The sequence below is a fragment of the Acinetobacter sp. Marseille-Q1618 genome, assembly GCF_902809855.1.
Classification (GTDB): Bacteria; Pseudomonadota; Gammaproteobacteria; order Pseudomonadales; family Moraxellaceae; genus Acinetobacter.
This window is the reverse complement of sequence record NZ_CADDWJ010000002.1, coordinates 949,334-974,214: the sequence shown is the minus strand read 5'-3', so window position 1 is coordinate 974,214 and position 24,881 is coordinate 949,334. Positions and strand designations below refer to the sequence as shown.

Sequence of the window (24,881 nt, the reverse complement as noted above, 5' to 3'; positions counted from 1 at the left end):
ACTTTTCTATTTTGGATACCAATCCAGTATTTTTTAAAACAGCTCTTAAAATATTCGGAGCTTATAAAGCTAAATTTAGCGCTTAAATAAGCTGTATTATTACAAAATGTTGATTTAGAAAATCTTTTATACAGTCGCTTCTATCTTGGAATTTTTCTGCTGTAATGCTTGGCAAAAGCCTTGCTGGTTTCGAGGAGAAACTAAAATATATTTGGATTTACCCTCTTTTAAATATTCAATTTTTAAACGATTTAAAGACAACGCAGGAGAGGAAATCGAATGATTAGTTTTAGTTATTTTTTCAATACTTACGACAGGAATCACCCATTTAAACAACAGACAATGGATGATTAAAGTATCTTCTTGCACGACATAACGTGTATTTAATATAGGCCACCACAGTACAGCAATGGTTAGGATATACACTGCGGTATGTTCGGTATATTCCTGCATCGTCCCCTTAGCATACATGGTCACCAAAAGCTGTAGTAACAACCCCGTCATGGCAATAATAAAACCTAAAACCCACCAATCAATTTTACTTCGAAATGTCTGCATGTTGTTTTGCTCTATTGGCATCATCAAATATTCAATACCTCTATTCTACCCAAATCCCTTAATATTTTCATGGGTTTATTTAAGTCCGTATCTACCATTTAAAATATAAAAAATGCCCTTTCGGGCATCTTCATTAGGTTCTATTGAATACTTAATTTTTTAAATAACGCTCAAAAATTTCAGAGAAATCGTAATTTTCAATTTCTTTAATACGTTGATTGGCATAGTCTTCAACTTGATGTGAAGTCTGATTGATAATTTCAGGTAAATTTAAAATCACCTGTTCACTCAGTTCACGTAGATTAAACATTTTCTGCACATTTTCATTGCTTTGCAGCAAAATATTACGCTTACGATTGATCTCTCGACAGGTTTCACCGATGGTAAATAAAGCCTTGTACAAATCACGTATTTTTTCAATTTGTTTTTTATCAATATCAATCGAGAAAGTTTGCTCACCCAATTGAAATTTGATTTCTGCATCCAAATCGACTGTACCCGCTGTTTCAAGCAGTACATTTTTGATTGGATGATGCTTATATAAATAACGATACAACATCCGTTTTTTACTCATGGCACTTTTACCATCTAGATGCATAAACGCAACATTGGTAAAACAATATTCATCCGTTTTACTTTTGATCACAAAGAAAATCTTTTCGTTATCTTCATGAAAAATATAATCATCAATATCGGTTTTATTAAACTCATGTGGTTCAACAATGACCCCAATATCACTTGTTCCCATGACTTCAGAGGCTAAATTTTTAAACATGTACAGATTCCATCTTATTGCTTTGTCTTAAAAATTTAGCAGTTTTTTAGGCGCACTCAAGTGGATAATTGTTATTCATTTATGTGGGTTTTAAAGTGATAAAAATTCATAAAAAAACGCCCCGAAAGGCGTTTCAATGATAAAGATCAATTTAGTCAAATACATAAGGGCGAATAAAAATGAGGAAGAATAAACCCAACATCAAAAACCATTTTAAAAAGTAGTACAGTTGACGATTGGCTTTTTTCAATGCTTTGGCTTTAATCCGAATTTGATAAACATAACCAAAAACTTTATTTAAACCACCTGTTTGATCACCAGCCTCATTGGGCGAACTTGCCGCAGTCATAACTTTTTTACCAAACCAATGATTAAAAGCTTCCATCCAACGCGCAGTTAATGGACGCTCAACATCTGCAAAGAAAATGATACGATTTTGATCGGTTTTATTTTCGGCATAGTGAATATAAGTTTCATCAAATACCACACTTTCACCATCTCGCCACGAGTACTTTTGACCATCCACATCAATAAAACAACGATCATCGTTCGGGGTCATTAAACCTAAATGGTAACGTAATGAGCCTGCATATGGATCACGATGACGTACTAAACGACTGTCTGGTGCCAGTTCAGTAAACATAGCCGCTTTGATTGACGGTAAGGTTTTTAATAGTGCAGTGGTTTTAGGGCAGAGTTCTGCTGCTGATGGATGTGCCGAGTCATACCATTTCAGATAAAAACGCTTCCAACCTGTTTTAAAAAATGAGTTAAAACCTAGATCGTCATAGCTACTTGAAGCTTTAATTCCACCTTGCGCATACAAAGCTTGAGCTTCATCTCGAATCATTTCCCAGTTATCATCAAGTACTTTTAAGTCTTTAAAATATTGTGTTTCGATATAGGGTTGGTTCGGTACTTTCGAAAACATATACATTAAGAAGTTAATTGGTGCGAGGAGCGTAGAATGGTCAAAAAATTGACGATAAAACGAATGACGCACTTTTCCGCGATTTTGAATATACAGCGCTGAAATCACAAAAATCGCCAATATGATCCATTTAATCATAACGTACTCTTTTCAAATATTCAGGGGGTGTCTTTCATCATAAACGAAGACAAGAGTTCAAAATATTAAACCCAAAGTATACAAATTTTAGCAAAACTAAAAAATTAAAACTTAGTTATTTTCTCACCCAGAGAGAATAAATTTAAAAATCCTCATTTCTAGGCTTAGAAATGAGGATTTTATTTCAAAATTTCATCATAATTTAATGATTAAAATATTACCAATCTAAGGCTTTTAAGCTAACCAAAGATTTTGCTGCAGTTTCATTATAGATGTAGCAACCTGATTGGATACTTGCCATACGTAATTGAATCTCACGTTTTTTCTGTTTATCCATATTTGTAGTAAGCAATTCACCTAAAATCTTATACTCTTGGGCTGATTTCTTTTCAATATTTGGTGTAAATTCAGCTTGATACAGTTTATTTTGAAATTCAACTGCAGTACCTTCATTCGGGTTAATTCCAAAATCAAGATCATAAATTGTTGACCAAGGAATTGACTGCCAGATTCCACTTGCGTAGCGATAACTTAGACCATTATTTTCGGCATTTAAACCGTCAACATACATCATATTGTCATCATCAAAATCTTCGAAAGACTGATTAATTTCATAATCAGCACCGACATCAAAACTTAACGAATCTACAAGATTTTTTTGTGACACAATTCGATAACAACTACTACCATTTGGAAATTTTTCTTTTCCATAGGCATTTAAGAAAACTCGAGCATTAGCATAAGTATTTTCTTGATCAAAACCGAGCTGACGATAACCAGGTAATACCGTATCAAACATATTGCGACCAGATAAATTAACCTTTTCTAACCGCCAATCTGATTTAACATTACCAATCAAATTTAGTGTCCAATGTGTTAAACCATCTAAGTCAATCGTTCTTTGTGCAATATCATTCGGCGTATAGAGCTTCGTTTCAGTCAATATGTAATGATTTAATGCTTTATTACTGAGTAAGTCTTTAAACTGTTTATTTTGAACTTCAACATACGAGACCTTGAATTTATCCGTTATGTGAGAAGTAGAATAATTTACATAATAGTAGCGTGTACCATTTGCAAGAGAATCTTTTGATTCTGATGAATAATGATCATCTGAGTCACTTCCACCGCCGCCCCCGCAGCCTGTTAAAATTAATGAGGTAGCGACCATAGAAAGCAATAATTTTTTTACTGGCATTTTCATTCAACATAATTCTCGTTATTGAGCATAAAATAATATATATGTCACAAAAAAAGTACAATTTAATTTTTAGATTTTCTTAATAAAAAGACATTATTTTTGTATCTGATATTGACCTAAATGACTGGCACAAGATAAATAAATATCCAGTATTGCATGTAGAAAAAACCTTAAATTCATTTTTAAAACCCATAAATTTGCAATAAAAATAAGCTATTAAAACTAGAAAGCTATTCCACAACTTAACCATAATTTCAACTACAATTAAAAAGTATAAAAAAATTCATGACCCTTGCGTCACGGCTTGATACAACTTGTTAGGTTATTTTTGGATATAGTTATCGTAAGATTAGAGAAGTCGAAATGTGTGTAGAAAAAACACACACGCACTTCAAAACATCAACTTAGAAGTCCTCCAAAAAAAGGAGATCAGGGCATGATCCACGCTGGCAATGCCATTACCGTCCAAATGCTTTCGGACGGAATTGCAGAATTCCGCTTTGACTTACAAGGTGAGTCGGTTAACAAATTCAACCGTGCAACGCTTGAAGACTTTAAAGCTGCTATCGAAGCTGTAAAAAATAACAGCGAAATAAAAGGCTTAATCGTAACAAGTGGCAAATCTACATTTATCGTGGGTGCAGACATCACTGAATTTGGTGAAAACTTTGCACAAGGCGAACAAGCCATTGTCGATTGGGCGATGCCTGTACACGACATTTTCAATGCTTTTGAAGATTTAGAAATTCCTAAAGTTGCTGCAATCAATGGCATCGCATTAGGCGGTGGTTTTGAAATGTGTTTAGTTTGTGACTATCGTGTGATGTCAGAAGCTGCAACCGTAGGCTTACCTGAAGTTAAACTCGGGATCATTCCTGGTTTCGGTGGTACTGTTCGTTTAAGCCGTGTGATCGGTATCGACAATGCAGTTGAGTGGATTGCAACATCTGCCAACAAACGTCCTGATGCTGCATTAAAAGATGGTGCTGTAGATGCTGTTGTTGCTGCTGATAAATTACAAGAAGCTGCGATTGATCTTGTAAAACAAGCTATCTCTGGCCGTTTAGACTGGAAAGCAAAACGTCAAGAAAAATTAGAGCCTGTTAAACTCGACATGCTTGAACAAATGATGGCGTTTAATTCATCTAAAGGTGTGGTACTGGCAAAAGCAAATCCTGCACAATACCCTGCACCAAAACTTCTTCTTGATTCACTTCAAGCGGGTGTTAGCCAAAAACGTGATGAAGCGTTAAAAGTTGAAGCTGAAGCATTTGCTAAAGCTGCAGTAACGCCACAAGCAGGCGCATTGATTGGTTTATTCATCAATGACCAAGTTGTGAAAAAAGCATCGAAAAAACATGAAAAAGGTGCACATCCTGTAAACCAAGCGGCTGTTCTTGGTGCGGGCATCATGGGTGGTGGTATTGCTTACCAAGCGGCAAGCAAAGGCACACCGATCATCATGAAAGACATCGGTAACCCACAACTTGCATTGGGTATGTCTGAAGCGAACAAATTGTTGACTAAACAAGTTGAACGTAAAAAGATGACACCTGCAAAAATGGGTGAAACCCTTGCACGTATCCGTCCAACTTTAAGCTACGATGAGTTTAAAGAAGTGGACATCGTGATTGAAGCAGTGACTGAAAATCCAAAAATTAAAGAAGCTGTATTAAAAGACACAGAAGCAAAAGTACGTGAAAACACGATCATTGCATCAAATACGTCGACGATTTCAATTACACGTCTTGCAAATGCATTGGCTCGTCCTGAAAACTTCGTAGGTATGCACTTCTTTAACCCTGTTCACATGATGCCTTTGGTGGAAGTGATCCGTGGTGAGAAAACTTCTGAAGAAGCCATTGCAACGACTGTTGTTTTAGCGCAAAAAATGGGTAAAACACCGATCGTGGTGAATGACTGCCCAGGTTTCCTTGTTAACCGTGTATTGTTCCCTTACTTTGGTGCATTTGACCTTCTTCTGAAAGATGGTGCTGACTTCCAACAAGTCGACAAAGTGATGGAAAAATTCGGCTGGCCAATGGGTCCTGCTTACTTGATCGATGTTGTCGGTATCGATACAGGTGTGCATGGTGCAGAAGTAATGGCAGAAGGTTTCCCTGACCGTATGAAGCCAGACTTCAAAGGTGCGATCGAAATCATGTATGAAAACAAACGTCTTGGTCAAAAAAATGACGTTGGTTTCTACAAATATGAGTTAGATCGTAAAGGCAAAAAAGCCAAAACTGTTGATCCAACGGCATATGAACTTGTTGCAACAATGGCAACAACTGAAAAGCATGAGTTTGATCCACAAGAAATCGTTGACCGCATGATGCTTGCATTCTGTAACGAAACAGTACGTTGCCTAGAAGACAACATCGTAGCAACGGCTTCTGAAGCAGATATGGCGATGATCATGGGTGTAGGTTTCCCTCCATTCCGTGGTGGTCCATGCCGTTATATCGACCAAACAGGTGTTGCTGAATACGTTGCGCTTTGCGACAAATATGCACACTTAGGTAAAGCTTATGAAGCGCCACAAATGTTGCGCGACATGGCTGCTAACAACAAAAAATTCTACGGTTAAGGAGCAACGTGAATGGCTACTTTAAATCCACGTGACGTTGTCATCGTTGATGGCGTACGTTCTGCAATGGGTAAAACCAAAAACGGTATGTTCCGTAATGTACGTGCTGACAGCTTATCTGCTGAATTAGTACGTGCTTTAGTTGCTCGTAACCAGTTTGATGTGAATGAAGTTGAAGATGTCGTTTGGGGCTGTGTAAACCAAACTTTAGAGCAAGGTATGAACATTGCTCGTAACATCGTGCTTTTAGCTGATCTTCCTAAAACTGTTGGTGGTCAAACGGTTAACCGTCTATGCGGTTCATCTATGCAAGCAATCCACACTGCTGCTGCTCAGATCGCAACGAATCAAGGTGATATCTTCATCATCGGTGGTGTAGAGCATATGGGTCACGTAGGCATGATGCACGGCATCGACCTCAACCCTGAAGCATCTAAACACTATGCAAAAGCATCTAATATGATGGGCTTAACTGCTGAAATGTTAGGTCGTATGAATGGCATTAGCCGTGAAGAGCAAGACAAGTTTGGTGTTGAATCTCACGTACGTGCTTGGACTGCAACACAAGAAGGGCGTTTCAAAAACGAAATCGTTGGTATTGAAGGTCATGATGCAAATGGCTTCAAAATCCTTTGTGATGTCGATGAAGTGATTCGTCCAGATGCAAACTTAGCTGCATTTGAAGCGTTACGTCCTGTGTTTGATCCTAAAGGCGGTACAGTAACGGCTGCGACTTCTTCTGCATTGTCTGATGGTGCATCTGCGATGTTACTTATGTCTGCTGAACGTGCGCAAGCTTTAGGTCTTAAGCCTCGTGCTGTGATTCGCTCTATGGCGATTGCAGGTTGTGATGCTGCGATCATGGGTTATGGCCCTGTTCCTGCAACGCAAAAAGCGCTTAAACGTGCTGGCTTGAGTATGGGTGACATCCAAACCATCGAGTTGAACGAAGCTTTTGCTGCGCAAGGTCTTGCAGTTATGAAGGGCTTGAACATTTATAATAAGCAAGACATCATCAACCACAATGGTGGTGCGATTGCGCTTGGTCACCCATTAGGTTGTTCTGGTGCACGTATCACAACGACATTATTAAACGTGATGGAACAACAAGATACGCAAATCGGTCTTGCGACCATGTGTATCGGTCTTGGTCAAGGCATCGCGACAATTATCGAACGTGTTTAAGATTTAAATACGTGAGAAAAAGAACCCCGCTTATTGCGGGGTTTTTTATTGTAATCAAGTGATTTTTATGCATCCTATATCCTGCCTTTTTAATATATCTTTCAAAAAATTTGCCGTGTGAGGATGCACTCATTTACTCTAAAAAAAGATTTTTAGATATATTAAAATACTGATATAGACTGCCATTCAGAAATTGGATTTCCAACACCCAACACTGAAGATTCAACTTCATATCCTATAGAAAAAATATTACTAGATAACACTTTTTGTCTGTTCATATTAGACCTGATAGTATTCTAAGTTAAAAAATTAACCGTAAAAAACTATTTGCACACACATACGAGCGTACAAGTACTAATTATGAGATTGAAAGAATTCTCAGAAAATTATAGGATATAGGTTCTCAAGCTTTATCTTTAAAGTTCTGGAATTTTTAATTCTCAGGCTTTGACCATGAAAACCGATATAAAAATATTTTATATCGGTTTTTCATTTCCAGTTTGTTGCTTTAAGGGTACAGTTGCATTCTTTCTCTCTTCAACGTCTTCAGTAAAATCTAAAGGAATATTAATTGGTTCTTCAGTTGGATTAATACTATTCCAGTGATCTAGATCAAGTGATAGTTGGTAAGCATCGCCAATAATTTGATCACGCCTCTTAATTAATGATTTATGCATAAGTTTCCTTGGTGCTTCATCAATATCAATCCAAAGAGACTGCTGAGATCCTTCTTTTTGGACAGCATGATTTGCTCTATAAGTTCTACCTGTCTTTTTATCAGTACGCATTTCTTCACGAGCAGCGATACTAATTTTTTTCGCTAGTACATCAAAGGGATCAGTCGGTTCAGGTAACTTAAACCCTAAATGATCAACCATAAATTTAGCGACTTTTTTTAGGTCAACTTCTGTTTCACCAGTTTTAGCCTTATATAATCTAATGGCTTGTTGAAAAGCCTCATTTTGTGTAACCATCCATACTCCTTTTAATCATCAAGTGGATATACATTACCCCATCCATCACTCATCGCACTTGGTATCACGATGTTCCGAATCGAGACTAAATGTTTACGAAATAAATTGTATTTTTGTGTGTAGTGTTGTAGTTTTCCAGCCAAAATGCCAGGATGGATTCTATGAGTGTTTGAAAATCCAATAATGTCAATTTCAGCGAAGAACGGAGATTTTCTTGCAATAAAACTATTTAACTTTTGTTCAGATATAGCAAATGTTGATGCAGCAAGATTTGCAATTTTTTCTTCTTCATCATCCATATCTAACTGCTTTAAATCATAATCAATTTTAATATGAGATTTACCGTGTCCTTGCAGGACATGCTCTAGCTCATGTCTTAATACAAACCAAAAATTGTCGATTCTATCAAATCTTAAAGACATACCAATGACTGGATAAGTTTGATCAAGCCACATGCATACGCCATCCATTTTTGAACCTTTTAAAGGTTCGACTAATACAAATCGAATACCATTCTCAGCCAAAATCCTAGGAACTTTTCTAATTTCTTCAGCTGACCAAAGTAATGATTTCAATTCATCAATTGCCTTCTGAGCCGAACTTGCCAAGTACGGAGCAACTATCATCTCTTCAGCTATTCTTTTTACTCTATTAACCCAAGCTAATTGAATTTGAGTAGGTTTATCCAATTCATTGGTCTTTTTAGCTGAATGCAATAAATTGGTTTCAATATCGTCTAAAGAATTCACTTTGAAAAACTTTAATAACTCTTTTTCAATTTTTTGAAAATCTTTTTTATTTTCAACATCTAACCAACCCCTATTGATCATTTCAGCTATAGGTAAATTACCAAAAAGTTTTACTCTCGATTGTCTTTCAGGATCAGGTATATCTTTTATTCTTGCCTTTGCTAAATCATATTTCATTTGTAATGTCAGAAAATTTTCAGCAGGTATTCCAAAAATATCTTCGAGAACTATTGCTAACTGCGCATTTACACTTTTTTTATCCTGAAGCAACCTATTTACACCAGACTCATCAATTTTGAGAATTCCTGATAAAACTCTTCCGTTCCAGCCTTTATCTTCTAGAAGAGAATGAATTAATTGCCCAGGAGAGCGGTATTGTTCAATATTTATACTCATAAGATAAAAGATACTTCAGTTTGCGCAATTCTGCAAGTTTATTAATATTTAGTTAAGTACTCAATTATTATTTGAAAAATCAATTAATATCTAAAGGTATTAATTTTTTACTATAGTCTACCATTGATTTTAATATTTAGCTTCTGCATTAACAGCCGTTCTACCTGTGGAAACTCCACATACCCATCACTTGCTAAAAAATGCCCTGCATCAGGAATCACGGTATAGGCAGAATTTAACTGCTGTGCCAATTCCACACTATAAGACATCGGTACAATACTATCATTACTCGATATAAATACATGTTTATGTTTAATTTTCGAGAGCTTAGAAACATCTACCTGACTCTTGACAATAAATTCATCTAAAGTATCAAAACCTTGAATCGGTTTAGAAAAACCTGAAACCAAAATCACGCCGCCAATCTCAGTGGTTTCATGTCGTTCCAAGAATTTTAATAAAGTGATGACTCCCAAACTATGTGCAATGAAATAACTATTTTGATCAATTTTGGAAATAGATTGATCCAAAGTTCTTTGCCATTTTTCCATATCAGGATATTTTGAATCAGGGAAAGCAATCAAAGTAACATGTGTACGATCATCCTCCTCTAACTGTTGTTTTAAATACTGAAACCAATGATCATCTACCGATGCTGAATAACCATGTAAAACATAAACTTGACGAATATTTTCTGTATTTTCCGCATAAGATTTGGAAAGAAAAAATGCCAAACTACTGATCGCAATCAAAGCAAATATTGTTTTTTTCATTTTCTAGCCATTGCATACTGATTAAATTATCATCATGCTAAGCTATGACAGTACTGTTAAGGTCAATAGGTATCCTGATGTATCTTGCAAAAGTTGCCAAACTCACACAGATCAGCCCTCGTATGCTCCGTTACTACGAAGAACAAGGCTTAATTTTTCCCAAAAGAACTGCCAAAAACTATCGAATTTATAACACATCAGATGTACAAACCATCTTAAAAATTAAGGTGTTAAATGATGCTGGAATCACATTAGATGATATCCGTGTATTATTGCCTTGTTTTGATATAGAACAACAAAACTTTTTATTGTGTCCTGTAGTAAAAGCAAAATTAGAACAAGAAATTGAAAAACTCACTCAACAATTAGCACGATTAACACATTCACATACTCTACTTATTTCATTTTTAGAAAAAAGTAATCCTCTTTCATCTTAATCCGTGATCTTATTTCATAGAAATGATAAATTGGATCAACAACTGAATTAAAAATTCTATATTTTTACAACTCCCCTTCTATCTCTGCTGCATTCTGTTTTTTCTTCTGCTCAATCTCTTTATTTAACTTTAAAACGTCCTGATACAACGCGTTAAACTGCTTTACCTCTGCATCCTTTTGAAACATGATTTTGCCATTTTCCTTATGCCAATCATTTTCTTTCAATAACGCAAACATCTGCTCCGCTTTATCCAAGATTTGTAACTCTAACAAAATTAAAGCACTTTCCTGATCCACTTTTAAATTTTGCTCTAACTTTTCCTGCATAGACTGCTGCAAATCATTATCAATATCTAAAGTTTTTACTTTTGCCAAAGCTTCTTGCTTATCTAATTGATTTTGTTTCTGATACTGCGTGGTAATTCTGCGTACTACCTCTAACATCTGCTCAGTTTCAACAAATTTTTGCTTACGGTCCTTATCCAGACGATTTACATCTAAAAAATGATTCCACTTTGCAGCCTCGAGATCACGCAAATAAATATTACGTGTTTCAATATTTTTTAGCCAATAATTTAAAACAAACTCAGACAAAATCTTATAATCACCACTTAAACGTGGATCATGCACATCCATGCTGACAGGTTTTGACCAATCCTGAGCTTTATCATACAACTGTTGCATTTTTTCAGTCATCACAACATCAAACATTTGACGTTGCGCCTCATGCTTTTTTAGCTGGGTCTGCTCATAAAAAAAATACGCAGCAATACCGAACAAAATCACAATAACAAGCAAAATGACTCGACGCATAAATGACTCTACAACAATGGATTAGCATTAGATTAACTGATATTTTCTTTTATTTGTATAATATTTATGCACTTTTTTATTTTCATATTATTTATTCTTAATAATACCCAGCTAACCAAAAAAGGCTTTAAATATAAAGATAATAACGCTACCCTCAAAGCCAAGACAAAAATACGAGGAACTCCCATGCGTGTAGATATTTGGTCAGATGTGGTCTGTCCTTTTTGTTATATTGGTAAAAAACGCCTTGAACATGTTGCCAACGATGCAGGCATAGATTTAGACATTATTTGGCACAGTTTTGAACTTGATCCTGATGCACCTATCAAACATGATAGTAGCAATACCGAGCGTTTAGCGAAAAAATACGGACGTACGATTGAGCAAACCGTAGAAACACAAAAAAATATTGCAGAGATTGCAGCAAGTGAAGGGATTGAGTTTAATTGGGAAAAAGCCAATTCAGGCAATACCTTTAATGCGCATCGTATTATCCACTTGGCGCAAAGTAAAGGTTTAGGAAACGAAGCAGAAGAAGCTTTTTTTCATGCTTATATGACTGAAGGTTTAGCGATCGGTGAGCGTGAAATTATCGAAGATATTGCCTCACGTATTGGTTTAGATCATAACGAAGTCGATTACGTGCTAGACTCAGAAGAATTTGCAGATTTTGTTCGTCATGATGAAAAAATCGCACATGAGCAACTCAAAGTCACAGGTGTTCCCTTTTTTGTATTTGATCAACGCTTAGCATTATCAGGGGCTCAACCTCCTGAGGTTTTTCTACAAGTTTTACAACAAGCACTCTCCACTGCGCCAAAACAAGAGATTGAAAACGCACAAGGCGCTGTTTGCAATGATGACAGTTGTGAGATACCAGATCAAAAATAATCTAACTGCGTATAATCAAAAAAGCCCACAAAATTGTGGGCTTGATGTTCAAAATCATTTTGGTATTTATTTGATTATTCAACCAAGAAACTTACTTTTAAATTCACACGATATTCAGTGATTTTATCCTCTCTCACGATGACTTTTTGTTCGTTGATCCAAGCACCTTGGACATTTTTTACAGTTTCAGTGACTTTTTGAATACCTGTTTGAATAGCATCTTCAAAACTTTTATTACTACTTGAATTTACTTCAACAACTTTTGCTATTGCCATGATTTATACTCACTTTTTTTATTGATAAAAACTTATCATAATCGATTGTTTTGCTATTTTTATTTTGTTTAAAAAATAAACACTTTTTAGCAACAAGACTGTCACATAAACTCAAATATGCCATCTTTATGTAAAGTTAAACGACCAAATTGTACATTTAGTATGCAATTGATTTTTTTATAAATGTGCTTTTTTTGGTCAGATTGCAACAAAATTTTGTTAAATAACAATAACTTTTAAAATAGAGTTTTATAAAAAAACATCGTTAAATCAACTATATTTTTATAATATATATCTAAAATACATTTTCCTATTGTGCCAAAAATTGCTGAAATTTGTCAGTTCTCGCCATTTATTCAACATTGATGAACATTTTTAAGACTGTTCATCACATGCAAGTTGATATATTCTATGCAACAGAATTTAGTTAACCAAATTCATGCGCTGTAAGTTTTCTTTTATTTTTTTCTTATTTTATAAGACTATGAATCCTCCTTTATGGAGGATTTTTAGTTTCTACGCTTTTAAAATAAAAATCATCACTTGCTTTATTTATAGTATTCATGATCTTTACAGCTTTATATATCTTGTTTACGCAATGCAATTTAGCTTAACCAAAAGGCGGAATAACTTACAGCTAAACTACAGCTTAGTAAGTCCATTTCATCTTATGCTGATTACATCGGTTCATGTGAATAACAATCTCAGCATGAAATTTTTTCATCCATTAACGAAGAGAGATATTATGACTGATGTAAATCCAAATTCAGATCTATTGACCACAGATTCAACTCATACTTCCAACTCAGAAAGCACACAGCCCAATAAGAAATCACGTTTTTCACCAACAGTTAAAGGTGCATTAATTGGCGCAGTTGCGGGGAGTGTTCTTCCTGTATTTGGCACATTTAGTGGTGCATTGGTGGGAGGTATTGCAGGCAAAGTTTATGAAAAGAAATATTGCCCTCATTCCGCTTAGCTTTTAAAAGTTGTTGGTTCGACCAAACCTCTTATATTTAAAACATAAGAGGTTTTTTATAGACTAAATCCCAACGAAGGTTCTAGTTTTGTAACCAACAGGCAAATTGTAAGGAATTATTCAATACTTGGTTGAAAAATCAACTATAATTTCTGTATTCATTCTAATTCTTGGATTGAACCCATATTTATTTTTAAATCAAAGCGTTGAATACAGAACATTATGGAAAAAATTATATATTCGGTTCCATTTTATAAAAGCTCTATCCTTTTACTTGCTTGTATAGCGAGCACATACGGTTACGCGGAAAATACAAGCTCAACGGCGGCAAGTAACACTGCACCGATTTATATCCCTTCTCCACAGTTTGAACGTGATTTTAATGTATTAGAATATATTCCAAAGCTATTAGATGCTACGCCTACCCTGCTGCCTGAACAATCAGATGAACCTATCGTCCCTTCTACACAAGAAACAGAAAATGCCACATGGGTGGATCAAAAGCAAAAAGGTATTCGAAATTGGGCTGATCGAACAGCAGATCGAATGAATAATTGGTTTGGTGAAACCGATCCAAGTGATCCAGCATCAGCCACTTTACGAATTTTGCTCGATAATCGTTGGAATGAGCATGATGGTTATGAAATCAAACCTCGTATTCGAGGAAAAATAAAACTACCTGCATTAGAAAATCGTCTGAGTTTGGTATTTGGTGATGACTCATTAGACAATGAAATGACGAACAATATTGCCATTACCAATGAAAACCCTAGTGGCAATCCAGATAAATCTGTGGACGGTAAACGCATCCGTGATGACAACAGTTCTATTGCATTACGTTGGTCGCAGCTATCGAAAAGATTACCTTTTGATCTCGATGCCGATCTTGGTATCCGCTCTGGTGATGACGTTTACGCACGCTTAAAAGCAGAAAAAGACTGGCAATTAAGTCATGATTTTACTTTTCATGCTGAACAAATTTATCGCTATGGCATCGACAGTGAAAATTATCTGCGTACCAATTTAGAATTAACTCATGCACGTCCCAATCAGGCGTTTTTATCTAATCAGTTTTATATTACTTATGCCGATGAACAAGATGATGATTTGACTTGGGATAATCGTACGTATCGCCAACATCAATTTTTTAAAGGCAATCGTTTTAACTACGGGATTTATACAGGTGGTTTTTATAATAATGACGATTTACGTTTAAATAGTTGGGGACCATTTGTTTCTTGGCGCCAACCTTTAGGGCGTGAATGGTTTTATATCCAAGGTGATTTAAACTATTTCAATGAGCATCGTGAAGACAAAAGCCATTATTTAAGCACTTTAGTCCGTTTAGAAGCATTATTTTAAAAGCTATTTTGAGCAGCTGTGGATAAGTGAAGACTTATCCACTGATCTTTTTATGTTATCCACAATTGCATTTTTTTGCTTAAATTTTCAACATAAATTAATGGAAACACATAAAAAAAGCCCATCGCTCACGACAGGCTTTCTTTCAGTATAACTCGTTTATTTTAACAATAAGTTATTAATACGTTTTACATATTCCGCAGGGTCATCAGGTAAACCACCTTCTGCTATTACTGCTTGATCAAAGATCACATTGGCAAGATCATCAAACTGTGCTGAACCTTTCAATTTCTTCACCAATGGATGCTCTGGATTGATTTCAAGAATCGGTTTTGACTCAGGAACAGCTTGACCTGCTTGTTTCAACATACGAATCAATTGTGGAGAAAGCTCACCCTCACTGGTCACCAAGCATGCTGGTGAGTCAACCAAACGTGTCGTAACACGCACTTCTTTGGTTTTTGCTTTAAGCGAATCAGACAATTTTTCAACGACAGGTTTAAATTGCTCTGCTGCTGCTTCAAGCGCTTTTTTCTCTTCTGCATCTTGTAAATCACCTAAGTCCACCGCACCTTTTGCCACATTTTGCATTGGCGTGCCGTCAAACTCATGTACAAACTCCATTGCCCATTCATCTACACGATCTGCCATGAGCAAGACTTCAATGTCTTTTTTACGGAACAATTCAAGCTGTGGAGAATTCTTCGCTGCAGCCAAACTATCTGCTGTCACGTAATAAATGGCTTTTTGCCCTTCTTTCATACGTGATTTATAGGCTTCTAATGAAGTCGAAACCTCATCATTGCTTGATGTTGCAAAACGTAATAATTTTAAAATACGTTCACGATTGGTAAAGTCCTCACCCAAACCTTCTTTAATTACCGAACCAAACTCAGCATAGAAGGTTTTGAATTTTTCTTGGTCTTTTTCATCGTCTGATTTTGCCAAGCTATCCAACATGGTAAGAATACGACGAGTATTTCCCTCACGAATGGTTTTAACATCACGACTTTCTTGTAAAAGTTCACGGCTGACGTTAAGCGGAAGATCAGCACTGTCCACCACGCCTTGTACAAAACGTAAATAATTTGGAATCAGATTATCCGCATCATCCATAATAAATACACGTTTTACATAGAGTTTAATCCCTGCTTTGGCTTCACGCGTGAAAAGATTACCTGGTGCTTTGCTCGGCACATACAGCAATTGTGTATATTCCGTGCTGCCTTCGACACGGTTATGCGCCCATGCCAATGGTGCTTCAAAGTCATGCGTTAAATTTTTGTAGAACTCGACATATTGTTCTTCACTGATCTCATTTTTATTCCGTGTCCACAATGCACTTGCAGAGTTAATCGCTTCCCACTCATCAGTTTTTACATACTGACCGCCGCTTGTAGCATTATCCTCCTCACCCTCGGTAACTTCTTCCTGCCAAACTTCTTTTTGCATTTCGATTGGCAAGCTGATGTGATCAGAATATTTATTGATGATTTGTTTAACCTTATAAGATTCTAAATATTCAAGTGCATCATCACGTAAATGTAAAATAATGTCTGTACCACGGCTCTCTTTGTTGATTTGCTCAACTTCAAAATCACCTGTTCCTGTGCTGATCCAACGCACACCATCAGTCGCTGGCTCACCTGCACGGCGTGACTCTACTGTGATTTTCTCAGCAACGATAAAACCTGAATAAAAACCTACCCCAAACTGACCAATCAACTGCGCATCAGATTTCTGATCACCAGTAAGTTTTGACATAAAGTCTTTGGTACCCGATTTTGCAATGGTTCCTAAGTTATCAATCGCTTCTTGTTGAGTTAAACCAATCCCATTATCAGAAATGGTAATGGTCTTTGCCTCTTTATCTAAGCTGACACGGACATGCAAATTTGGATCATTTTCATAATAATCAGGATGATTAATACCTTCAAAACGCAATTTGTCACATGCATCTGAAGCATTTGAAATCAATTCACGTAGAAAAATTTCAGGGTTTGAATAAAGTGAATGCGTCACTAAATGTAAAAGCTGTGCAACCTCAGCTTGGAAACTATGCTTTTGTGCGCTTTGCTCACTCATAAATCACTCCTTAAATTCATAACACTTTTTTATTGAATGCTTTAGAAATGGAGTGACTTAAGAATATTTCAATAGCACAAGCTAAAAAAAATTAAAATGGTCCTTGTTGATAGACACGTTCCATGTATATATCGAGTTTTTGTTGACGCATTTTATAGACATCACTTAAGCAGGTCACATTGTCTTGGCACTGATCACGTAAACGTAACCATTTGACTTGCTGATCCTGAATCACACCACGCGTTCCCATCGGCACTAAACGTTTAATGATGTTATAGGTTGTTGCCATTTTTACATCAGCATCATTTAAAGTACGATGTTCACAAATGGCATGTTCTGTTTTGGTATGTGCATTTTCACATTTAAAACTTGCGGCTTGTGTATTGGAAAATAAAAATAAGCCACTTAATAGCACAGTCATACCTAAAAATTTATTCATCATTTTCACAGTGCTCTTTTCAAAAATTATTGAATTTAGCATAAGAAAATTCATTGTTTTTGAATATGATTTTTTGTTTCATTCTAGTAGTTTTAACTCAATTGCTTAAATTTCCTTTCATAAAAAAAACCCCAGAAAAATCTGAGGTTTTTTGAGAAGCAGCTTAATTCTAAGACTTAGAATCTGTAGCTATAACCTAATGTATATACCATTGGGTCGATGTCTAAATCAAATTTACCACCACCTAACTCATCAATTAAAGTCACTTCTGGACTTAATTGTGCATAACGGGCATCAAAGAATACACCCCAGTTTTTCGCATCAGCAGGTTTAAAGTTCACACCAATTTGACCTGCAAAACCAAAGTCTTCTTTTACTTTCTTCGCAGCACCAGACTCATCCCATGCAATAAAAGCAGTACCACCTACACCAACATAAGGTGTGAATGGAGTAGAGTTCTTCAAGTTATATTTGAAAGTCACTGTTGGTGGAAGATGTTTAATTTTCGCAGCTTTATTACCATCTAATAAAACATCATGACCAATTGGTGCTGCCAATAACACTTCAGCAGAGAATGGAGTTTCACCAAAGATATATTCCACTGAAGGCGTAAATGCAAACTCATGATCAGCTTTCACTACACCTAAAGCTGTATTCGTATCTTGAGTAGGAGAAATAACAGAGCCACCCACTTTTACTTGCCAATCAGCAAAAGATAAAGTTGAAATTCCCATTAAAGAAACTAGAGCAATTTGTTTTAACATTTTTAAACACCCCAAGAAAAAAATAACCCTTAGCATTATTAAACACAGCATTTAGTCATGTTGCAAGCAACATTTTAAAATAAATTGAAATAATATTTTCAAGATATTGAAAAATATAAAATTATATTTAATTCATAGCTTAAAGGTTGGTTTTTAATTCCTAGTGTTTTAATAAACTTTATTATTATATTTTGAAAGCTAATTAAGTATGATTATATTAATTGAGATGACTTCCTCTATAAATATTTTTCAATATCTTATATCAAAAAATAATAAAAAAGTCATCTCCTATTCTCATAGTATTTCTAGGCTTATAGCACCATGGCTGCAATCCAGCCAAAAATCAACAATGGAATATTGAAATGGATAAAAGTTGGCACCACAGTATCCCAAATATGATCGTGCTGACCATCCACACCTAGACCTGCTGTTGGTCCTAAAGTTGAATCAGAGGCTGGTGAGCCTGCATCGCCTAAAGCTGCGGCTGTACCAATCAAAGCCACCGTTGCCAAAGGTGAAAAACCGAATTGCACACATAAAGGTACATAAATCACGGCAAGCACAGGTACACTGGAGAAAGATGAACCTATTCCAATCGTTACAAACAGACCAATAAATAGCATTAAAAAGGCAGCTAAGGCACGATTATCGCCAATGATATTTACAACGCCATTGACTAAACTATTAATATCCCCTGTATGGGTCATCACTGATGCAAAACCTGCGGCTGAGATCATAATAAATCCAACCAATGCCATCATGCGCATGCCCTGTACAAAGACATCATCTGCGTCTTGCCATTTAAAAATACCTGATGCAGAAAGAACAGCAAACCCAACTAAGCCACCCAAAATCATCGAACCTGAATAAAGCTGTGCTGCTAGGGTTAAGCCAATTGCAAGTACTGCCATAAAAATAGTTTTTGGTGCAACACTAGGTGCTTGCTTAGCTTCATGTTGCAGTTCAATGGCATCTGCTTTTAATTCATCAGCATTCACTGCACGTAATGGTTTATCTAAGTCAATATTTTGTACAGTTTTAACTTGGCGATCGACATATATTCTTGGTTTGCGATAACTGATAAATACTGCCACCAATGTACCAATAACCATACCTAAAACAGGAATCGCCATACCCATTGGCATCATCCAACGGTCTACATGCAAATGATATGCTGCACCAATTTTGTTAATATTTCCCATCAAAATTTGTTCAAGGAAAATCGCACCAAAACCGACAGGTAAAAAGATATAGGTTCCAACCAAACCAAGTGTTAACACACATGCTGCTGCACGACGATCTAGTTTTAAATGATTCATCACTTTTAAAAGTGGTGGCACTAAAACAGGAATAAAGGCAATATGTACAGGAATTAAGTTTTGCGAAAAAATCGCAGAAATCAGCAAGATAAATAACAATAAATATTTTACTTTTCGTGCTTTACTATGGGTCGCTTCCCCACCCAATAAGCCAATTAACTTATGTGCTAATAAGTCAGGCAACCCAGACTTTGATAGAGCCAAAGCAAATGCCCCTAATACAGCATAAGCAAGTGCAACTTCAGCACCATCCCCCAAGCCTGCATTAAAAGCTTCTACAGTTTCTTTTAAACTCAGACCTGCAACCAAACCACCTACAATTGCTGAAATAACTAAAGTCAAAACAACAGAAACGCGTGCCAGTGACAGTATAAACATCACGGCAATTGCAATAACAACAGCATTCATGGGAAAAATTTCAGAATTTTCGAAGCGGCTATTTTAACAGATTAGAGATATTCCGAGTTGAATTTAGCTGAATTATCAGTTTGGTTTGTAAAGCACATTTAAATTAAATACTTACAAACCAAACTATAGATTTAATTTTAATTTTTTTGTGCAAAATTACGAATATAATTCGCAATCTCTTGTGGACGACTCAGTACAGCCCAGTGGTTAGCATCGACTTCTACACGTTCAAATTGACTTGCCCATTTTGGCATTTCATCAATCAGCTCAGGACTCACAAATTTATCACGCTTTAACACCACTGCTTGCACAGGACATACTGCATGACGTTGACGAGGCTTAAGTAAACGTGGCGCAAAATTAGCACGATAAAGCGCAATGCCGTGTTCACCATCTTTGGAAATATTTGGATTGAGTGGTAGATCTTTAGTTTTCTCTAATTGGCTCAGCACCATGCCCCAACGCTCAGGATTAAAGAAATGCCAAACGGTTGGTGCGAGTACAGGTAGTTGAAAAGCCACAATATACCAAGATTTAAATAATTGTTTGAAAAATTTACTTTTTTCATTTAAAAATTGATCACGCATCCAAAATGCAGCATGGTCTAAACACGGCCCAGAAATAGTGGTATAGGATAAGATGCGATCTTTAAATTTTGCTTCAGTCACTGATTCCCATGACTGAATCGAACCCCAGTCATGCGCTGCCAAGTGAAAACTACGATTTGGTAATAATTCATTGACCACACATTCTAAGTCTAAAGATAAACGTGGCAAAGCATAATCACGGATGCGTTTTGCCACTGAAGACTGTCCTGCACCACGCACATCATAAGTCACAATGTAAAAATCTGTTATTAATTGTTCAATAATTGGTTCCCATACTTCTTGATTATCTGGATAACCATGCACCAAAACCAAAGCAGGGTTTTCAGGCTTACCCCATGTTTTTGCAAAAAGTTTTTGTTGATCCTGAGTCGAAATCCAGTGAGTTTGTGCTTGCATTTAAAAATACCTTTTTATTTTCACATTGACTGAGCAATAACAATATGGTGCATTTTGATCAATGTCACATCAGCATTGATTATTTATTATGGTCTAAAAATATTAAACTAGAATTGACCATGATCAACGTTATCAAGAAACTACAGACAATCCCACTGGTTGCTAAATTTTTTCTCAATCATTATTCACCTTATAAAGGTGCAGGGATTGAGATCGAAAAGATTGATCTTAAAAATTATTATGTTCGGGTCAAAATGCCGTTAACGCATAAAAATCAAAACATTGTCGGTACACATTTTGGTGGTAGTTTGTATTCGATGATCGATCCATTTTATATGCTGATCTTGATGCATCACTTGGGTGATAAATATATTGTTTGGGACAAGTCTGCGACTATTCAATTTTTACTGCCGGGACGCAGCACCGTTTTTGCAGATATTCGCTTAGATTTTGCTGAGATTGAACACGTTAAATCTTTGGCTGAAAATTTTGCACCTGTGCATCGTACTTATGTATTGAATATTTTTGATGAATCAGGCTCAAGAATCGCTGAAGTGCATAAAACCATTTATATCCGTAGAAAGAAACCACGTGCCTTTCAGCGATAACTGATCTTAGCCTAAATTTAAGAACTATTATTTTTGTTTAAATCTGGGGGTACTGCACTCATCAAATTTAAGCATTCTTCTTGGTTAATTTTTGCTATGATGGTGTATTCCATTTTTGCATCATTCAAAGAATTTTTAATACTGTGCCTGATATTTTCAAACCCACCTCTGAACAAAATTTTGCAATCGCAGAAGCTCAAAAAGGTCAATCTTTTAAAGTGATTGCTTATGCAGGCACAGGGAAAACCACCACTTTAAAACTGATCAGTGATGCCATGCCACAGCGTCGTGGTATGTATTTGGCGTTTAACAAAGCCATTGCCAGTGAAGCGCAACATAAATTTCATCGCAATGTCGACTGTCGTACTTTTCACTCTTTGGCTTTTCGTAGCGTTCCACGTGGAGTCACCGATAAACTACGCTTACCTCGTTTGAGTCCAAGTTTTATTGCCAAAGAATATCGTTTAGAGCCGATTACATTACGCAGAATGATGGGTGGACGTTATGAAAAATATGTTCTGATGCCGAGCCGTTTGGCGAGTCTGGTTGCCAATGCCGTTAGCTATTTCTGTTCGACCAGTTCACAGTACCCCGCTCCTCGACATATTCAAGCACCGAGTTGGTTGCATCCTGATGATGTGGAAAGCTTGCAAAAGCATTTGTATCCTGCTGTTGAACGTCGTTGGTTGGAATCGATTGATCAAAATCATCAAGCAGGTATTGGACATGACATTTATTTAAAATTATGGGCGTTGTCTGATCCTGTTATTCCTGCGGATTATGTGTTGTTTGATGAAGCGCAAGATGCAGACCCTCTTATGCTCGGTATTTTATTGCGTCAGCGCAGTACCCAAGTGATTTACGTGGGCGATGCCCATCAACAAATCTATGCGTGGCGTGGTGCTGTAAATGCCATGCAGCAAATGCCTTTACCTGCATCTCGCTTAACCACCTCATTTCGTTTTGGTGAATCGGTTGCCGACGTTGCCAATAGTTTACTGGGTGCATTGAATGAAACTGTCCCGTTGTTGGGCAATCCAGATTTAAAATCGGCTGTGGTCAATAAACCACATACGAAAATGCGTGATGCAATTTTATGTCGCACCAATGCCCGTGCGATGGAGTTGTTATTGTCAGGTTTGGTACAAGGTGACAAAGTCAGCTTACAAGCCGATCATGCACGCCTAAATCGTTTTGTGGATGCAGCAAGTTTGCTCAAACAAGGCAAACGTGTTACCGATGTACCTGAATTGGCGTGGTTTAATTCTTGGCATGATGTACATGAATATTGTGAAACCAACGATGGCAGTGATATCAAGCCCTTAGTGAAATTGGTTGATGATCATGGTACAGACCCACTCAAAAAAGCACTTGCCAAAATCACCCCGATAGAGCAAGCTGATTATGTCATTTCGACTGCCCATAAAGCCAAAGGTTTGGAATGGAATCGGGTACATCTTGAAGATGATTACCAGTTTAAAATCAATGGACTTGAACATAAAATCAGTGATGAAGAGCTGCGTTTATTGTACGTTGCCTGTACGCGTGCCAAAATGAGTTTGAATATTCATCACATTTATGACCTGATTCAACAGTTAAAAATCAAAAGTCCGTTAATTTTAAGAAATCAAGCGACTGCATAGCCTTTAAAAACGCTCATTGATATTTGCAGGTATAGTATGAAACTTCTCTCCATTCATCTGCGTCACGTTTATCATTTTGCAGATCTAAAATTAGAGTTGCGCCCAGCACAGCAACCACTTACTGTCATTTTAGGTGCGCAGGCTTCGGGTAAGACAGCCATTTTAAAAAATATCTACCAATCTTTAACATGGTTTGCAGCTCGTTTTAAAGATTTACGCACACCCGGCGTAGTCATGTTAGATCAAGACATTATGCAAAACCGCTTACAGGCTAAAATCGATATTGCGATCCAAATTCCGCATGAATTAGGCAGATTGCCTGAAAGTAGTGATTCAAACGCACAAGATCATTCGATTTGCTCATGGCAACTGTATAAAACCTTAAATGCCAATGGCGTAGGTGTCAGTCGCACGGAAATTACTCAGCTTGAACAATTGGTCGCTTTATATTTAAAAGCTATTCAGCAAGACCCTTTGCAGGGTTTACCCATGATTGCCTATTATCCTGTAGATCGTTTTATTAATGAGGTTAATTTACTCAATAAAAACAATCCTGCAGTGATGCAAAGTAGCGCAGCCTATGAATTAACAGCGATTCCATTTACCACTTTTGCACGTTTTTTTGAGTGGTTTCGAGAAATCAGCGATATTGAAAATGCACAAGCAGCACAGTTATTTCAGCAAATTTTAAATAAAAGTGAGCGTTCAACGCTGCCAAGTGATTCAGTTAAAACCGACTCAAATTTTCAAAGCGCTTTGTTGCAAGCACGTAGTCATTTACACAGCCCAAACCTGCAAGCACTTAAACAAAGTTTAAATACCGTTCTGCCTGAACTCACTGATATTTTTATAGAATATCAACCAAAACTGCAATTAATGGTGACTTATCAACATAAAAACCAACCTTTTCAGCAACTTTCGAACAGTATTAAAAACTGGATCGCTTTAGTCGGTGATATTGTACGGCGCTTATGTTTGCTTAATCCTTTGAGTTTATATCCATGTTTAGAAGGTGATGGGATTTTATTGATTGACCAGATTGACATTGGTTTAGATCAAGATCATGCGCAACTGATTTTGCCTCGCTTGCATCAAGCTTTTCCACAGCTTCAAATTATTACGAGTACCCTGCATGAATATTTATTTGAATCTGGTGAAAATATACAGTGCTTGCAACTTCAACAACAAAAAATTCAAGAACTTCAACTGGAACAATATCAGGCAGATTTAGAACAGCTTTATGTCAGTTTACAAGACCAAGCTTCTGAAGATAATGAAGCAGAAACTATTATTGAAGAAGAAACCGTATCAGCCGTAGATCAACTTTTTGCTCAATTCCAAAAACTGTCAGCCCAAGAGCAGCAACAATTGCGTGCATTATTGCACATTGATGATGACCAGACTTCGCCAAAGTCAGTGTTGTAATTGATATATTCTAATGAAAGAAATAGGCTTATTTCTCAAATCATGAATATCGCCTGAGAGACAGTTGCGCTAAGTAAAAATCAACTTTTGGCAACAGCACATTAAAACTTTACGCTTGTTGAATAATTTTTAAACAAATTTATTGTTGCATAAGACGT

Annotated in this window: 24 protein-coding genes; 9 read left to right on the top strand and 15 right to left on the bottom strand. The window is 36.5% G+C overall.

Translation table 11 applies throughout. The annotated features are described in order from the left end of the window. Positions 1-126: 126 nt before the first annotated feature. From HUS24_RS11765 to HUS24_RS11750, 4 genes are all read right to left on the bottom strand, one after another. A complete protein-coding gene (locus HUS24_RS11765) occupies positions 127-558 on the bottom strand; it encodes a PH domain-containing protein (RefSeq protein ID WP_173912183.1) in 432 nt (143 codons plus the stop codon). Positions 559-709: 151 nt separating this feature from the next. After that, positions 710-1,333, bottom strand: a complete 624-nt coding sequence (locus HUS24_RS11760; protein ID WP_173912182.1) for a PH domain-containing protein — start codon at positions 1,331-1,333, stop codon at positions 710-712. Between the two features lie 151 nt (positions 1,334-1,484). Beyond that, positions 1,485-2,402, bottom strand: a complete 918-nt coding sequence (gene lpxO / locus HUS24_RS11755) for a lipid A hydroxylase LpxO (protein WP_173912181.1) — start codon at positions 2,400-2,402, stop codon at positions 1,485-1,487. 217 nt (positions 2,403-2,619) lie between these two features. Beyond that, positions 2,620-3,600, bottom strand: a complete 981-nt coding sequence (locus HUS24_RS11750) for a hypothetical protein (RefSeq protein ID WP_173912180.1) — start codon at positions 3,598-3,600, stop codon at positions 2,620-2,622. 439 nt (positions 3,601-4,039) lie between these two features. On the opposite strand from HUS24_RS11750, the gene fadB reads away from it, so the two are divergent. Next, positions 4,040-6,193 carry a fatty acid oxidation complex subunit alpha FadB gene (gene fadB, locus HUS24_RS11745; protein WP_173912179.1) on the top strand — a complete coding sequence of 718 codons (2,154 nt, stop codon included), beginning with the start codon at positions 4,040-4,042 and terminating at the stop codon, positions 6,191-6,193. Between the two features lie 12 nt (positions 6,194-6,205). Continuing rightward, positions 6,206-7,378 carry an acetyl-CoA C-acyltransferase FadA gene (gene fadA, locus HUS24_RS11740; protein WP_173912178.1) on the top strand — a complete coding sequence of 391 codons (1,173 nt, stop codon included), beginning with the start codon at positions 6,206-6,208 and terminating at the stop codon, positions 7,376-7,378. A 133-nt stretch (positions 7,379-7,511) separates the two neighbouring features. Here the strand turns inward: fadA and HUS24_RS17165 are convergent, their stop codons facing one another. The 4 genes from HUS24_RS17165 to HUS24_RS11720 all read right to left on the bottom strand — a co-directional run bounded on the left by HUS24_RS17165 (position 7,512) and on the right by HUS24_RS11720 (position 10,270). Further along, a complete protein-coding gene (locus tag HUS24_RS17165; protein ID WP_368033925.1) occupies positions 7,512-7,610 on the bottom strand; it encodes a KTSC domain-containing protein in 99 nt (32 codons plus the stop codon). Between the two features lie 244 nt (positions 7,611-7,854). Then, positions 7,855-8,352, bottom strand: a complete 498-nt coding sequence (locus tag HUS24_RS11730; RefSeq protein WP_173912176.1) for a hypothetical protein — start codon at positions 8,350-8,352, stop codon at positions 7,855-7,857. An 11-nt stretch (positions 8,353-8,363) separates the two neighbouring features. Beyond that, positions 8,364-9,497: an XRE family transcriptional regulator gene (locus HUS24_RS11725; protein ID WP_173912175.1), complete on the bottom strand. Its 1,134-nt coding sequence runs from the start codon at positions 9,495-9,497 to the stop codon at positions 8,364-8,366. A gap of 110 nt (positions 9,498-9,607) precedes the next feature. Then, positions 9,608-10,270, bottom strand: a complete 663-nt coding sequence (locus tag HUS24_RS11720) for an alpha/beta hydrolase (protein WP_254433854.1) — start codon at positions 10,268-10,270, stop codon at positions 9,608-9,610. Positions 10,271-10,347: 77 nt separating this feature from the next. Here HUS24_RS11720 and HUS24_RS11715 point away from each other — a divergent pair, with 77 nt between their 5' ends. Then, positions 10,348-10,707, top strand: coding sequence for a MerR family transcriptional regulator (locus HUS24_RS11715; RefSeq protein WP_173912174.1), 360 nt, complete (start codon positions 10,348-10,350; stop codon positions 10,705-10,707). 64 nt (positions 10,708-10,771) lie between these two features. On the opposite strand, the gene HUS24_RS11710 is transcribed toward HUS24_RS11715, so the two are convergent. After that, the gene (locus HUS24_RS11710) at positions 10,772-11,521 is read right to left on the bottom strand and encodes a hypothetical protein (RefSeq protein WP_173912173.1); all 750 of its coding nucleotides are present in this window, start codon (positions 11,519-11,521) and stop codon (positions 10,772-10,774) included. 186 nt (positions 11,522-11,707) lie between these two features. Here HUS24_RS11710 and HUS24_RS11705 point away from each other — a divergent pair, with 186 nt between their 5' ends. Next, positions 11,708-12,412 carry a DsbA family oxidoreductase gene (locus HUS24_RS11705; RefSeq protein WP_173912172.1) on the top strand — a complete coding sequence of 235 codons (705 nt, stop codon included), beginning with the start codon at positions 11,708-11,710 and terminating at the stop codon, positions 12,410-12,412. Between the two features lie 74 nt (positions 12,413-12,486). On the opposite strand, the gene HUS24_RS11700 is transcribed toward HUS24_RS11705, so the two are convergent. Next, positions 12,487-12,687: a dodecin family protein gene (locus HUS24_RS11700; protein WP_065993330.1), complete on the bottom strand. Its 201-nt coding sequence runs from the start codon at positions 12,685-12,687 to the stop codon at positions 12,487-12,489. A gap of 745 nt (positions 12,688-13,432) precedes the next feature. On the opposite strand from HUS24_RS11700, the gene HUS24_RS11695 reads away from it, so the two are divergent. After that, entirely contained in the window at positions 13,433-13,666 is a 234-nt protein-coding gene (locus HUS24_RS11695) for a hypothetical protein (RefSeq protein WP_254433853.1), read from the top strand. Between the two features lie 222 nt (positions 13,667-13,888). Continuing rightward, the gene (locus tag HUS24_RS11690) at positions 13,889-15,028 is read left to right on the top strand and encodes a hypothetical protein (protein WP_173912171.1); all 1,140 of its coding nucleotides are present in this window, start codon (positions 13,889-13,891) and stop codon (positions 15,026-15,028) included. Between the two features lie 159 nt (positions 15,029-15,187). Here HUS24_RS11690 and htpG read toward each other — a convergent pair whose 3' ends face one another. From htpG to HUS24_RS11665, 5 genes are all read right to left on the bottom strand, one after another. Continuing rightward, positions 15,188-17,113: a molecular chaperone HtpG gene (gene htpG, locus HUS24_RS11685; RefSeq protein WP_173912170.1), complete on the bottom strand. Its 1,926-nt coding sequence runs from the start codon at positions 17,111-17,113 to the stop codon at positions 15,188-15,190. Positions 17,114-17,204: 91 nt separating this feature from the next. Then, positions 17,205-17,534: a lysozyme inhibitor LprI family protein gene (locus tag HUS24_RS11680; RefSeq protein WP_173912559.1), complete on the bottom strand. Its 330-nt coding sequence runs from the start codon at positions 17,532-17,534 to the stop codon at positions 17,205-17,207. A gap of 194 nt (positions 17,535-17,728) precedes the next feature. Further along, positions 17,729-18,316, bottom strand: a complete 588-nt coding sequence (locus HUS24_RS11675; RefSeq protein WP_173912169.1) for an OmpW family protein — start codon at positions 18,314-18,316, stop codon at positions 17,729-17,731. A 311-nt stretch (positions 18,317-18,627) separates the two neighbouring features. Then, entirely contained in the window at positions 18,628-20,043 is a 1,416-nt protein-coding gene (locus tag HUS24_RS11670; RefSeq protein ID WP_173912168.1) for a Na+/H+ antiporter family protein, read from the bottom strand. Positions 20,044-20,180: 137 nt separating this feature from the next. Continuing rightward, complete coding sequence (locus HUS24_RS11665; protein WP_173912167.1) at positions 20,181-21,047, bottom strand: alpha/beta fold hydrolase; 867 nt, start codon at positions 21,045-21,047, stop codon at positions 20,181-20,183. A 119-nt stretch (positions 21,048-21,166) separates the two neighbouring features. On the opposite strand from HUS24_RS11665, the gene HUS24_RS11660 reads away from it, so the two are divergent. The 3 genes from HUS24_RS11660 to HUS24_RS11650 all read left to right on the top strand — a co-directional run bounded on the left by HUS24_RS11660 (position 21,167) and on the right by HUS24_RS11650 (position 24,723). Continuing rightward, positions 21,167-21,655: a PaaI family thioesterase gene (locus tag HUS24_RS11660; RefSeq protein ID WP_173912558.1), complete on the top strand. Its 489-nt coding sequence runs from the start codon at positions 21,167-21,169 to the stop codon at positions 21,653-21,655. A gap of 143 nt (positions 21,656-21,798) precedes the next feature. Continuing rightward, the gene (locus tag HUS24_RS11655) at positions 21,799-23,298 is read left to right on the top strand and encodes a UvrD-helicase domain-containing protein (RefSeq protein WP_173912166.1); all 1,500 of its coding nucleotides are present in this window, start codon (positions 21,799-21,801) and stop codon (positions 23,296-23,298) included. A 36-nt stretch (positions 23,299-23,334) separates the two neighbouring features. After that, positions 23,335-24,723, top strand: coding sequence for an AAA family ATPase (locus tag HUS24_RS11650; RefSeq protein ID WP_173912165.1), 1,389 nt, complete (start codon positions 23,335-23,337; stop codon positions 24,721-24,723). Positions 24,724-24,881: the final 158 nt, after the last annotated feature.